12 protein-coding genes are annotated in these 12,713 nt (G+C 59.5%); 7 read left to right on the top strand and 5 right to left on the bottom strand.

What is annotated here, in order from left to right:
- A partial coding sequence (locus VMU57_RS12940; protein ID WP_325384032.1) for a M48 family metalloprotease occupies window positions 1–873 on the bottom strand: 873 nt, incomplete at its 3' end.
- 185 nt (window positions 874–1,058) lie between these two features.
- Here VMU57_RS12940 and VMU57_RS23090 point away from each other — a divergent pair.
- Both VMU57_RS23090 and VMU57_RS12935 read left to right on the top strand, forming a co-directional pair.
- Window positions 1,059–1,319 (top strand): hypothetical protein, encoded by a 261-nt coding sequence (locus tag VMU57_RS23090; protein WP_414648648.1) that lies wholly within the window; start codon window positions 1,059–1,061, stop codon window positions 1,317–1,319.
- Window positions 1,240–1,536, top strand: a complete 297-nt coding sequence (locus tag VMU57_RS12935; protein ID WP_325384030.1) for an alpha-L-rhamnosidase C-terminal domain-containing protein — start codon at window positions 1,240–1,242, stop codon at window positions 1,534–1,536. The genes VMU57_RS23090 and VMU57_RS12935 overlap by 80 nt, the downstream gene beginning before the upstream one ends.
- Window positions 1,537–1,539: 3 nt before the next feature.
- Here the strand turns inward: VMU57_RS12935 and VMU57_RS12930 are convergent, their stop codons facing one another.
- Both VMU57_RS12930 and VMU57_RS12925 read right to left on the bottom strand, forming a co-directional pair.
- Entirely contained in the window at window positions 1,540–2,673 is a 1,134-nt protein-coding gene (locus VMU57_RS12930; protein WP_325384028.1) for a hypothetical protein, read from the bottom strand.
- Between the two features lie 10 nt (window positions 2,674–2,683).
- Window positions 2,684–3,793 (bottom strand): substrate-binding domain-containing protein, encoded by a 1,110-nt coding sequence (locus VMU57_RS12925; protein ID WP_325384026.1) that lies wholly within the window; start codon window positions 3,791–3,793, stop codon window positions 2,684–2,686.
- Between the two features lie 301 nt (window positions 3,794–4,094).
- Between VMU57_RS12925 and VMU57_RS12920 the strand changes: the two genes are divergently transcribed.
- The 5 genes from VMU57_RS12920 to pabB all read left to right on the top strand — a co-directional run bounded on the left by VMU57_RS12920 (window position 4,095) and on the right by pabB (window position 10,901).
- Window positions 4,095–4,481, top strand: coding sequence for an MliC family protein (locus VMU57_RS12920; RefSeq protein WP_325384024.1), 387 nt, complete (start codon window positions 4,095–4,097; stop codon window positions 4,479–4,481).
- A gap of 28 nt (window positions 4,482–4,509) precedes the next feature.
- Window positions 4,510–4,725 carry a hypothetical protein gene (locus VMU57_RS12915; protein WP_325384022.1) on the top strand — a complete coding sequence of 72 codons (216 nt, stop codon included), beginning with the start codon at window positions 4,510–4,512 and terminating at the stop codon, window positions 4,723–4,725.
- Between the two features lie 155 nt (window positions 4,726–4,880).
- Window positions 4,881–7,385 carry an alpha-L-rhamnosidase C-terminal domain-containing protein gene (locus VMU57_RS12910; protein ID WP_325384020.1) on the top strand — a complete coding sequence of 835 codons (2,505 nt, stop codon included), beginning with the start codon at window positions 4,881–4,883 and terminating at the stop codon, window positions 7,383–7,385.
- Window positions 7,386–7,417: 32 nt separating this feature from the next.
- The gene (locus VMU57_RS12905; protein WP_325384018.1) at window positions 7,418–8,914 is read left to right on the top strand and encodes a glycosyl hydrolase family 39; all 1,497 of its coding nucleotides are present in this window, start codon (window positions 7,418–7,420) and stop codon (window positions 8,912–8,914) included.
- Between the two features lie 106 nt (window positions 8,915–9,020).
- A complete protein-coding gene (pabB, locus tag VMU57_RS12900) occupies window positions 9,021–10,901 on the top strand; it encodes an aminodeoxychorismate synthase component I (RefSeq protein WP_325384016.1) in 1,881 nt (626 codons plus the stop codon).
- Between the two features lie 2 nt (window positions 10,902–10,903).
- On the opposite strand, the gene xseB is transcribed toward pabB, so the two are convergent.
- Window positions 10,904–11,137 (bottom strand): exodeoxyribonuclease VII small subunit, encoded by a 234-nt coding sequence (gene xseB / locus VMU57_RS12895; RefSeq protein WP_325384014.1) that lies wholly within the window; start codon window positions 11,135–11,137, stop codon window positions 10,904–10,906.
- A partial coding sequence (locus VMU57_RS12890) for a bifunctional homocysteine S-methyltransferase/methylenetetrahydrofolate reductase (RefSeq protein WP_325384012.1) occupies window positions 11,137–12,713 on the bottom strand: 1,577 nt, incomplete at its 5' end. The genes xseB and VMU57_RS12890, both read right to left, overlap by 1 nt.

The raw sequence follows: 12,713 nt of genomic DNA, 5'->3' as shown, positions 1-12,713 counted from the left end.
CAGCGTGCCGGGCTTGTGCTTCTCGAGTGCATCGAGCTTTTCAAAGAACTGGATGAAGGCTTGAGGATCGTAACCAGCCTTGTACATGTACTCAAGGCCGAGCCAGTCGGCCTCTGCCTCGAAATTGCGCGAAAACTGCAGGAAGGTAACAGGGATGGCAAGCTGCGACGCCTCATAGATTCCGTATCCGGTCCAGGAACCTTCGCTGATGATCATGAGCGGCACAGAGCCGATCTGCATGTAGTTCATGCGGGTCATCTCACGGGCAGCGTGGTGGGCGCAGACGTGGGCCGTCTCGTGTGCCATCACACCGGCCAGTTCGGCCTCTTCGTCGGCGGCGAGGATGAGGCCGCTGTTGACGTAGAAGAAGCCGCCAGGAAGCGCCATGGCGTTGATCTCGTCGGAGTCGATGACCTTGATGGTGAAGGGGACCTTACAGTCCGAGTTCTTGACGATGTTCTGGCCGATGCGGTTGACGTACTCGTTGATGACGGGATCGGTGACCATGTGGGCCGACTTCTCGATCTCCATGGAGTACTGCTTGCCGTTGCGGATCTCCCAGTCGGTGGAGTACCAGTTACCCATGCCGCGGCCGCCAATGTTGCGGTCGCCTACGGCACTGATATCGTCTTCGCTGCCCTTCTTGATGTGGGGATCGAGGTCTTCGCCGGGCGATGGCAGGGAGTCGGTCTTGGCGGCGGCCTTGGCGGCGGCAGCTTTGCTCTCTTCGACGGTCGCAGTAGGCTTGCCGGGGATGGGTGACTCGGTCGGCACCTTCGACGACGGCGACGGCGTCTGGGTTTGAATCTGGGCAAAGGCCGCTGGGGCGACGACGAGAAGGGCGGCCAGGGCAAGTTGCATGACGGGTCGCATGGGGGTCTCCTGATGAGCTGCCTCCCTGCAGGGAGACGCAACTCAACACTTCATTTGACGTAGTATGCGCCTTTTAGGTGTGTCAAGGATAGTGGGGAGGCTGTCTGCCCCAAAGCCGAAATTTCATGGGGGGAAGAATTTACTGAGACGCAATCATTGAGTGCAGGGTAAGTTTGTAACGCGAAATATCTGAAGGAGATCCGCCGAGCTATGGCTCGCAGCTTGAGGCGGGAGCGACCGCGCTGACCGAGGCGTGGGACGCCAATCCGCATAGCTCGCAGGACCACTTCATGCTGGGCGGCGCGGAGGAGTGGTTCTATCGCGGGCTGGGCAGAATTGATTTCGATCTCTCGCGGCCTGCGAAGGATGAGCGAATCACGATTCGTCCCGCGGTCGTCGATGGCGTGGGTGCACTGCTCGTACGACTCGAAGCTCGGAAAGATTGAGAGCGACTGGAAGAGAGAGGGCGGTGCGCTCGCGATGGACCTGACTATTCCGACGGGCGAGATCGGAACGGTCTGGATTCCAGCTGCGGATGGAGCTGCAGTAATGGAAGGCGCGACGCATGCGGAGAAGGCGGCTGGAGCTTCGCTGGTGCGTCGAGGAGATGGCGCCGTGGTTTATCGTGTGGCGTCGGGCAGCTATCACTTTACGGTGAAGTAATAGCTACCAGGGCTTCGAGCGAGCTACGGCGATGCCTCGGGTCTCGTTCGGGTACTTGCCGGAGACTGCGCAGTAGAAGTGATAAAGCACGCCCTCGTGAGTGATGACCGATGGCTTGTGGGCGAAGGTCTCGTCGATGCTGCCAGGTGCGCCTGTGTCGATGAGCACCTCCGGCACCTTGACGAAGGTGTAAGGATCGACGCTGAGAGCGAGCAGTTCGCAGGCACGGCCGGGACGCTCGTAGTTGAAGCCGAAATAGAACATGGCGAAGTCGCAGCCATGTTGCACGACGAAGGGGTTCGAAGCAAAGCGGCTATCGCGCGCGTCCGGTGTAGGAGGCTGCGTGGCGTGGATAGGATTCGTAGCCGGATACGTTGCGCTGCCTCGTGAGCCGTTGCGAAGCACAGGATTTCCCGGATAGCGCTTCCATGTTTTGAGATCGGTTGAGGTCGCTACTCCGGTCTGCTCGTGCCAGCCTCCGCCGACGGATTCAGGCAGCGTGTCGGTCTTGGCGTTGTAGTAGAGGTAATAGGTTCCGCGATCGAGCATAAGATCGGGACGATAGAGGCCGCCGTGTTCCCATGGCGCTCCATCCTGGGGATAAAGGATGGGATCGGTGAGCTGCCAGTGCAGGAGATCGTCGGACCATGCGAGACCGAGCACTGCCGCTCCCTCTTCGTAGCCCGCGCTGGGATAGGCGTTCCATGCACCGAGATATCGTCCGTTGATCTTAATGGCCTCACCGTTGGAGCGAAGCTGTTTGTTGCGAAGAATGGAGCTGAGGGCAATGTTGTACTTGGTGAACTTCGACGACGGATCGCGCGGGGCCACCAGAGCGACGCGCTCCCAATGGAGAAGATCGGTCGATGTGGCCAGTCCGGTCTGGTAGCCGATGCCGTCAAATCCGATGTAAAGCATGTAGAAGGCGCCGTTGGCGCGGAAGACGATGGGGTCGTCTACACTGTGCTCGTCGAAATTACCCTTTTTGCCTGTGGCTTTGAGAATGAGGCCTGGATATTTGTACGGCGTGCGGAAGGGCGCCACTTCATCCGTCGAGGCAAATGAGAGACGAGGAGCAGCAACCGCAGTGGCGGCGATGGCGGAGTGGCGGAGAAACTGACGGCGAGTGTTCTTCATGCTTGCCGTTCTATCTTGATACGGCTTCGGCAGAAGCTAAGACGGTGGCGCGGCTGAAGATCTTGTGGTCGATGTAGTTGTAGGGGGGCACCGTGTTGCCGGTGACGAGCAGCACGCCGAGGTGGATGAGGCCGGGGCCATACTGCTGGACGTCGGGCGAGATGGAGGCCAGTACCGGGCTGGTGGGGTCTTCGAGCTCGGCGAGCATCTCGGGGATGCCGTCGTGGCCGATGATGACGGTGTCGTGCTGACGGTTGAGTTCGCGGATCGCTTCGAGCGCGCCAAGAGCACTGGAATCGTTGGCGGCGGCGATCAGGATATGTTTATCGTGCGGATGGCGATGCAGAAAGTCGCTAACCAGACGATGGCTCTCGTCGCGGAGGCCACGGCCGTCCATGCGGACGAGGGACTCGATGGGGAGTGACGGAAGCAGCGTGCGGACGGCTTCGAACGCGCCGGTGGTGCGGCTCTGAACGAGCGTGCCCGCCTCTTCGATATCGAGGCCGAGTACCCAGTCCACCTGTTTGTCCCAACGGTCGATGGCGTAGTTGGCGAGGATTTCGCCGCCCTGGAAGCCGATGCGGTAGTTATCGACGCCGAAGTAAGTGGCGTTGGGGTGGGGGATGTCGATGGCCATCAAGGGGATGCCCGCAGCGGCGAGGCGGGCGGCGATGATGGGCGCGGCGTGGTCTTCGACCTGGAACTCAATGACCAGCTCGACGCGCTCGCGGATAAACTCCTCAGCGTTGGCAAGGGCGGTAGAGGCGTCGTAACGGTTGTCGAGGACGAGCAGATCGACGCCGGAGGTAGCGGCGGCGGAACGCAGGCTCTCGGTGACAGCCTGCGAGAAGGGCTGGTCGCCGCTCTGTCCGGCGAAGCCGAAGCGCATCTTGCGCGGGCGGCTGGCGCTGCGGTAGAGGCCGTCGGGCGACTGCGACACGTAGCCGCGATGGACGAAGGTCTTGAGGATGCGGTAGACGCTGGTCTTGGAGTGACCGGTCTCGCGGTAGATCTGCTCCAGCGGCAGCGAGCAGTTCTCACGCTGGAGATACTCGAGAACGTCGAGCGCGGCGGACATGATAGGGATGAGATAGAGGTGGTTCGAGGTCTTGTTCGACAAGATACATCTCCTTCGTGCGGCAGCGACTGGGTTTACGCCTCTTAAACGATTGCAACCAGCATAGCGTAGTCGGTGATTCGAGTTGGAGCCTCAACCCGATTTTGCCTGGCCGGATTCCCGGACAGGGGGGAAGACACCTTTCGAGCGTGCCGTTGCGCTTAGGGGACAAAGCGAGTCGCGGTCCGTCTAAGCTAAGAGCGTCGACGGATCCCGGTGGAGGGTCGACGCTGGTGCCGGACCGCTGTTATTTGTGGCAAGGCGGATGATTTCGGCATAGCATGGTGCGCGCAGGAGATTGCACATGCGATACATGGCTGCGATTGCCGGAGTGGTGCTGATGGCAGGGACAGGCGCGTCCGCCTTTGCGGAAGACCTTTCCGTGCGCCTGCCCGGCGTTGCGGTCACGAGGATTCATGCCAGCTTTGAGTGCGGTGCCGATGGCGTCGCTCTGGGGTTGCCCGCAGGACCTTTCACCGTCGAGTATCTGAATGCCGGGGAGAACCATCTCGCCGTGCTTCCTGTCCATGGACAGGCGCTGGTTTTTGCGAATGTAATCTCCGGCTCGGGCGCGCGCTATGCCGCCGGACGATATATCTGGTGGGACGCCGGCGCGCGCGGCGTAACTCTCTATGCCGATGGCGTCGATGGGCATCCAAAGGCCGAGTGCCACCTGGTAAAGAAGCAATGAAAGACATGCTGCCGAAGGAGGTTGAGGGATGACGAGGAAAACATGGCGCACCGTGCTAACGATCCTGATGTATGCGGGAGTTGTTGTCTTTCTCCTTCCTTACTTCAGGGGAAAGATCATGACCAGTTCAGGTATATGGTTCATGATTATCGGCGTAGGAATGGCGGTCGTGTGCGGCCTGCTGCGCTGCTACCTCACTGAGGGAGACTGCGCACGAATACCTCATATCGGCCGCGACTGGTAAAGGAAATCACACTCGAAGCGTCTGTTCGACGCCGTGGACGAAGACACCTGCGTGAGCATCTACACGAGTGGTCAGGCCTCTTTCAGCATTGCCAACTGTACCCCATCACGGTATAACGGGAAACTGTTTCCATACTGAAGTGATTGGACGGTTGGGTGAAAAATAAGACGGGTGTACGGTTCGCTTGTGCTGTTCTGGCAGCGTCGATGTTTGGCATGGGCGCGCTGGCGCAGAGTCTTCCACGGACAGGGTTCACACAGAATGGGCAACTAGACCCGACGCGGGGCATCGCCGATCCGGTGTTGGAATCGAGCCTGCACAAGCCGCTGCCGGAGGAGTACATCTGGACGGCTGGCGCTACTCCGAACGACAACGCTCGGCATGACAAAAAAGAGCACGCGGCCAAGCCTTACTTTTTCCGTCACGAATTTTCCGTCGCAACGGTGCCAGCTGAAGCCACGCTCTATCTCGCAGGTCCGGGCAGCGTAAAGGTATGGCTCAACGGGAAGATGGCGGGGCACGCGGAGAGCGATTCGTCCTCACCACTGAGCATGCACGTCTTCGCGATGCCGGTAGAGAAACTTCTGCGCTCGGGACAGAACACCATCGCCGTCGAGGCCACGCGTGGAAACGGAGTGAGCGGAGCGGGCCAGGCGCTCGTCGTGAAGCTGCTGCCGCTCACGCCGTGGGTGAACGAAGCCAACGCGGCCCCACTCATGATGAGCGATGGCAGTTGGAAGGCTTCCACCGAGGCTGCTTCGGACTGGCAGAAAGCCAGCTTCAAAGATGCAGACTGGCAGCCTGCGCATAGCTTCGGCGGCATCGAAAGCTCGATCGAGTTCTTCCAGCGCAACTCCGATGCAGGGCTCTACAACTGGCCGGGCTACGACGGCATCTCCAACTTTCTCGCGCACCTCAAGATTCCGGCGCAGAAGATCATCGCTCAGTATCCCGGACAAGGACAATTTACCCATCTTGACGCGATCACTTCGGCAGACTCCGGCGCAGACGAGGTAGAGGTAAAGCTGCCCGCGAGCGTGCTGACGGATACAGAGGCACCCAGCCTGTTTCTCGACTTCGGAAAGGAACTTGTCGGCCGCGTCGAGATCGTCTCCAACAGCGATTCCCCCGCGACCGTGACGCTGCAGATGGGCGAGTCGGAGGCGGAGGCGCTGCATGAGCCTTACCTCGGGGTTGACCAGCTCACCATTCCCGCGCACGGCACAGCGTATGGCCCCAAGTCCGCGTTCCGCTACGTGAAGCTGCGGTTCGTCGGCGGCGGCCCAAATCTTCGCTTCAAGGCGATCCATGTTGACGACATCTACTACCCGGTGAAGTATGCAGGCTCGTTTGAGTCGTCCGATCCGATGCTCAACCGGATATGGGAGACCGGAGCCTACACCGCGCACCTGTGCATGCAGGACGACATCTGGGACGCGTCCAAGCGTGACCGTGCGCGCTGGATGGGCGACACCGATGTAAGCGGACGCGTGATCGAAGATGTCTTTGGCGACAAGCCTCTGATGGAGGACACGCTGAACCGCCTGATGGGGCCAGCGCCTATTGAAAGTCACGTCAACGGTATTCCCGGCTACAGCTCATTTTGGTTTACCGAGGTCGCCGACTACTACAGGCACACTGGCTCAAAAGAATTTCTTGAGAGCGAACACGCGCGGCTGGTGCAGTTGCTCAACTACGTCGACGGCGAATTCGACGCACGCGGAGTCTTTGCAAACACACGGAAGCAGTGGCTCTACGTGGACTGGTCGCCCGACCTGAACGGCGATACGCCGGAGACGCGCCGCGCAACTACCCTTGAGTTCATTCGTGCCTATCGCGAAGCAGTGTGGCTGCTCCGCCAGCTTGGCGATAACGCGAATGCGGACAAATACCAGGCCCGTGCCGCCGCAATCGAGGCAGGCACACAAAAGTATCTTCTCGATCCCGCAACAGGAACCTATGGCCTGCGATGGCAGACGAACGCGGCTGCGGTGATCAGCGGCGCAGCGGGGCCACAGCAGTACGGTGCGATCTGGAATCACGTGCTCTCGAACGTCGGTCATGTAAAGTACAACGCTCTCATCATCACGCCGTATTACAACTACTACGTCATTCGCGCGATGGCGGAGATGAACCATCGCAAGGATGCGCTGGCATGGATTCGTCAGTACTGGGGCGGCATGATCGATGAGGGCGCAACCAGCTTCTGGGAGGGCTACGACCCTAGCTGGTACAAGGGGAACTTTCACGCCGCGCTGCAGGCAGACGATGGCTCGGGCTATTTTGTGAGCCTTGCGCATGGATGGTCGAGCGGACCGACGGCGTGGCTGATGGAGCAGGTGCTTGGCATTCAGCCGACCGGCCCGGGCTTCAGCACCGTAAACATTCGCCCAGACCTTGCCGATCTCAGCTGGGCAAAGGGCGCAGAGCCGACACCGCAGGGCTTGTTGAAGGTTGACGTCCGCCGTGACGCATCCAAAACGTCCGTGACGGTTGATGTGCCTGAAGGCGTCGTAGCGAAGGTAGCCGTGCCCGTGACGTCTGCCAAATCTCAGGTGCTGGTGAATGGGAAGGAACAAAAAGCTGTTGCCGCAGAGGGCGGAGCGCGCATGATCGTTACGCTCGATTCGGCTGGCCACTACAAGCTTGGCAGCAAGTAGATATTCACCACAGGCTTACCAAACGAGGAAGCATGAACCGAGCAGCGGCATGGCTGAGTTGTGCGACGGTGATATCCATGGGCGCGGTAGCAGCCGCAGCGCAGCCGACTGCTGCCGTGAAGGTCTCCGTGGATTGGAAGAACGTGGCCCAGACACTGCGGACTACACCGACGCTGCAGGTGGTGGTGAACCCACCGCTGCGGCGCGGCTCCTCGATTCATGACGAGGCATTTGCGACGTTGAAAGGGCTGGGCGCCGACTATGTGCGCTACGTCCCGTGGCTTCCCTACCCCCGGCTCGCCGTGGCAGAGTTGGAGCCACCAACGAAGGAAAAGACATCGTGGGATTTTTCGCTGATCGATCCGATGACAATTGACTTTCTGAAAGCGACTGAGGGTCACTCGACGATTCTCAATTTCAGCACCAGTCCGGCGTGGATGTGGGAGTCGAAGAAGCAGGCCGTTCTACCCAAAGATCCGAACCAGGTCGTATGGGATTACACGCAAGGCACGCAGCTCCGCGACCCATCTCGCAAGGAACTGGCGGACTACTACACGCGCCTGATCGAGTGGTACACCAAGGGCGGCTTTACCGATGAACTGGGTATGAGGCACGAGTCCGGCCATCACTTCAATCTTCCCTATTGGGAGGTCTTCAACGAAGTTGACAGCGAGCACGAGCAGACTCCGGAGGAGTACACAAAAAACTACGACGCCATCGTAGGCGCGCTTCATGCGGTGGACCCGCAGATGAAGTTCGTCGGCTTGGCGCTGGCGTTTCCCGAGCGCAATCCAGCCATGTTCGAATACTTTTTGAACCACGCCAACCACAAGCCGGGCATACCGCTCGACATGATCAGCTATCACTTCTACGCAACGCCGACGAGAGAGCAGACTGTGAATGACTGGCAGTACAGTTTCTTCGACCAGGCGGAGCGCTTCATCGTGGCGACCCGGTTTATTGAGTCGATTCGCAAGCGGCTCTCTCCGGAGACGCGAACGGACATGGACGAGATAGGATCGATCCTCCCCACCGATGGCGATGCCAACGCCAAGCCGTCGATTCCGCCCCTCTACTGGCATGTCTCGGGCGCGCTCTACGCGTACCTGTTTGTGGAATCGGCGAAGATGGGCATCGACGTTGTGGGAGAGTCGCAACTGGTAGGCTACCCGACGCAGTATCCCAGCGTGTCGCTGGTGGACTGGACAACCGGAAAGCCGAATGCGCGGCTCGAGGTGCTACGACTGATCCACGAGAGCGTGCATGTCGGCGATGCTATGGCTGAGACGACGTTCCCAAGCGCTGAACTTGACGCGCAGGCATTTCGTGATGCGACCTCGGAGCGGCTGCTGCTGATCAATAAACGCAATCGGGATATCACCGTCACGCTGCCTGAGGAGTTTGCCAAGGGACAGGTGACCACTGTGGACCTATCGACCGACGGCACCCGCAGCACAGCCAAGTCCTGGAGCGGTCAAACGATGACGCTTGCACCATTTGCAGTGGCCACAGTCACTGCGGCGAGATAGTCGTCCTCGCGCAGAATCCGTAAAGGTCATTCCTGACTTAAAATGATGAAAGGCTCGCAGCAGCATACGATGGTCGAATCCCCCGCGCCGCATCAATGGAGACAGCTTGACCCGATGGCACCAGCTTCCGCAGCAGCTGCACACCCTGGTTGCCCGCAATCCAAACTCTGTGCTGCTCCAGACTGCGCGCTTCGATCCGTCGAATAAACGAAGCCTTCTCTTCCTCGATGCTCTTCAAACAATAGCGGCTCGCACCCTTGACGAAGTTCCCGGCATCTTCCAGCGCATCGAGCAGGCGCTCGCCGACGGATACTATGCGGCTGGCTTTCTCAGCTACGAGTGTGGATACCACTTCGAGCGATTCAAGGACATCGTTCTTACGGAGCAGAGTCTCCCGCTGGCCTGGTTTGGAATTTATCCCAAGCCTCTGATCTTTGACCACGAAACCGGCATCTTCGATGGCGAACCTCTTCTTTTGGTCGGTGAGTCAGTAAAAGAAGCTCCTGCCACCTTTGCTGACAGCATTGCGCTGGCGATCTCGAAAGAAGACTACACAGCAAAGATCAAACGCATCAAGGAATACATCGCCGCCGGGGAGACCTATCAGGTCAACTTCACCGACAAAGTAAGTGTCCGCTCTGAACTTGGCGCTGATACTGCATTCGCGACGCTGCTGCAGCAGCAGCCTGTGGCCTATAGCGCGTTCTTGAATGTCGCGAGACATCAAATTCTCTCGCTCTCCCCGGAACTCTTTTTCAAGATCGAAGACGGAAAGATCACCACCCGTCCGATGAAGGGCACCATGCCGCGCGGCCTTGATGCCGCAGAAGATGCGGAAGCCGCCATTCGCCTGGAGAACGACGAAAAAAATCGCTGCGAGCACGTGATGATCGTCGACCTGCTGCGTAACGATATTGGCCGCATCTGCGAGATGGGCAGCGTGCGGGTAGAGGATATCTTCTCCGTTGAAACGTATCGGACACTGTTACAGATGACCTCAACGGTCTCGGGCAGGCTTCGCCACGGGCTTAACTACTACGACATCTTCAAAGGAGTGTTCCCCAGCGGCTCCATCACCGGCGCTCCCAAGATTCGTACGATGGAGATCATTCACGAGATGGAAGAGACGCCGCGTGGAATCTACACCGGCTCCATCGGCTACATGGCTCCCAACGGAGATGCTGCTTTTAATGTGGCTATCCGCACGCTCGATCTACATAAAGGCACAGCGCAGATGGGAGTAGGAGGCGGGATTGTTGCCGACTCCGACCCGCAGGACGAGTACCGCGAATGCCTGCTGAAGGCGGAGTTCCTTGTCCGTCCGCGGCGCGACTTCCAGCTGATTGAGACGATGCTCTGGAACGGAGAGTTCCGCCTCCTCTCCATGCACCTCGATCGCATGGAGTCTTCCGCCGCATACTTCGGGTTTGCGTTCGACCGGCTTGCCATCAAGGCGCAATTGATCGCGGAGTCGTCTCTGTTCGAGCCCGGAGAGCTCTATCGTGTGCGCTCGCTGCTCGCCGAATCCGGAGAACTGACCATAAGCCACGCGAAGCATACTGCGAACGTCGCTTCGCAGACGGGTGACATTCGACTCTCGTCAGAACGCACGTCGTCGACAAATGTCTTCCTGAGGCATAAGACGACGCATCGCGAGTTATATGAATCGCAATATGCGGGATGCCGCGACGATGGCATTGACGAGGTTATTTTTATCAACGAGAGAGGCGAAGTCACCGAAGGGGCCATTAGCAATATTTTTATCCGCAAAGCAGGCACCTTACTCACTCCTGCGCTCAGTGCCGGGGTTCTCCCCGGAGTCTTCCGCCGCCACATTCTCGAAACCGACGCCACGGCAAAAGAAGGAACAGTGACGCTCGAAGATCTCCAATCAGCGGATGTCATCTATTTATGTAGCTCTCTGCGCGGCATGCGCGAGGTCAGGCTTTCTTCCGCCGATAGCGCATTACAGACGACAGCGCACTAGCGTTAATCGTCGTCCTCTTCTATCTCAACGTCGAGATCAGCCACGACCATGCGGCTTCCTCGCTCGACCAGCACCTGAATTCTTCCTTCAGCCGCCTCCAGTTCTTTTTTGCAGGCATCCGATAGCTTGACTCCCTCTTCAAACAGCCGCACCGACTCATCAAGTGGCAAGTCACCGCGCTCGAGCTTCTCGACCACCGCTTCAAGCGCCGCCAGCTTCTGCTCAAAGTCAGCCATCAGGCTACCCCCGCTTCCACCAAGCCCAGCACCTGCGCCGCAGCGGCGTACTTGCCGAACGGTGCGCTTACCTGCACTCCCTGCACCATGGGGCGCGCCTCCGCCAGCATCTCCTGGGCAATCTTCACACCCTCGGCGCGTGCCGCCTCGGGTGAAGTGGCAGCAGCCATCCGCGCCATGATCTCTTCAGGCATGCTCACGCGCAGATCGTTTTTCATGAACTCTGCATTGCGCAGGTTGGTCAGCGGCCAAATTCCGGCGATCACCGGAATGCGAAACGCCTCAATCCGCTTCAGGAAAGCCTCCAGCAAGCGCAGGTCGAAGACCGGCTGCGTAATCGCATACTCCGCGCCCGCCTCCACCTTATAGGCAAACCGGCGAACCTCCTGCTCGATGTCGGGCACGCCGGGATTCGCCGCGACCGCAACAGTAAATCCAGTCGACTCGCCAATCGAATTTTTGCCGATGTCGAGACCGCAATTCAGATTGCGAACGATGTTCACCAACCCAATCGCGTCCACGTCGAAGACCGCCGTCGCGTCGGGATAGTTCCCCAGCTTCGGCGGATCGCCGGTCAGGCAAAGAACGTTTTTCAGCCCGATCGAAGATGCGCCGAGCAGGTCGCTCTGAATGCTCAGCACGTTTCGGTCGCGGCAGGTGTAGTGCAGAATGGTCTCGATGCCGACGTTCTGCTGAATCTGCACGCACAGGCTCTGTGCGCTCATCCTTGCGCTGGCTCGCGGCGAATCCGGCACATTGATCGCGTCCACTCCCAGCTTGTGCAACTCGGCAGCGCCGTTCAGCTCCTTGCTGCAATCGATTCCCTTGGGCGGCACAATCTCGACCATGGTGACGAACTCGCCCGCGGCCACCATCGAACCTACCTTCGACCGGTGCGCCAACAGCGGAGGTTCCACCTTGTTCTTCACAACGGCGGTTACGCCACCCTCACCGCTCTCCATCACCTGCGCGCCCGTTTCCATCGCTCCCAGAGCACGCAGCGCGCTCTTCATCGCCCGCGTGTAGCTCGGAGTCGTACCGCAACAGCCGCCTACAAAAGTCGCGCCCGCCTTCACCAGCTTGCGGGTAAAACTCGCCATATATTCTGGCGACGTCAGATAGAGCGTCCTTCCTTCCACCGCTCGCGGGATCCCGGCATTCGGCATCGCCGCCAACGGCAACGAACTTACCTTGCGCATCCGCTCGATCACGCTCAGCACCGTCGCCGGTCCGGCGCTGCAATTGCAGCCGATCGCGTTTGCGCCCCACTCCGTCAGCTTCCTGGCGGCGGCTTCGGCGGAGGCGCCATCGAGACAGTTGCCATCCTCGTCGACAGTCACCATCACCACAACAGGAAGCCACGGGGCTTCACTGCGTGCCGCTCGAATCGCCTGTTTCGTCTCCGACAACGAGGTCATCGTCTCGATCATCAACAGGTCGACGCCCACTCCCGGCCCACCTTCGGCCATCGCTCGAATCTGCTCGGCGAACGCGTCCCGCGCCTCATCCAGGCCAACCTTGCCCAGAGGCTCCAACCGGACCCCCAGCGGGCCAATCGAACCGGCCACGAACGCCT

The organism is Edaphobacter sp. (assembly GCF_035532915.1).
Classification (GTDB): Bacteria; Acidobacteriota; Terriglobia; order Terriglobales; family Acidobacteriaceae; genus Edaphobacter.
This window is presented reverse-complemented; position numbering and strand designations above follow the sequence as displayed.

Coding starts and splice junctions, on each gene's coding strand:
- VMU57_RS12935 (WP_325384030.1), top strand. CDS start 1,240: ATGAGCGAATCACGATTCGTCCCGCGGTCGTCGATGGCGTGGGTGCAC.
- VMU57_RS12930 (WP_325384028.1), bottom strand. CDS start 2,673: ATGAAGAACACTCGCCGTCAGTTTCTCCGCCACTCCGCCATCGCCGCC.
- VMU57_RS12920 (WP_325384024.1), top strand. CDS start 4,095: ATGCGATACATGGCTGCGATTGCCGGAGTGGTGCTGATGGCAGGGACA.
- VMU57_RS12915 (WP_325384022.1), top strand. CDS start 4,510: ATGACGAGGAAAACATGGCGCACCGTGCTAACGATCCTGATGTATGCG.
- VMU57_RS12905 (WP_325384018.1), top strand. CDS start 7,418: ATGAACCGAGCAGCGGCATGGCTGAGTTGTGCGACGGTGATATCCATG.
- xseB (WP_325384014.1), bottom strand. CDS start 11,137: ATGGCTGACTTTGAGCAGAAGCTGGCGGCGCTTGAAGCGGTGGTCGAG.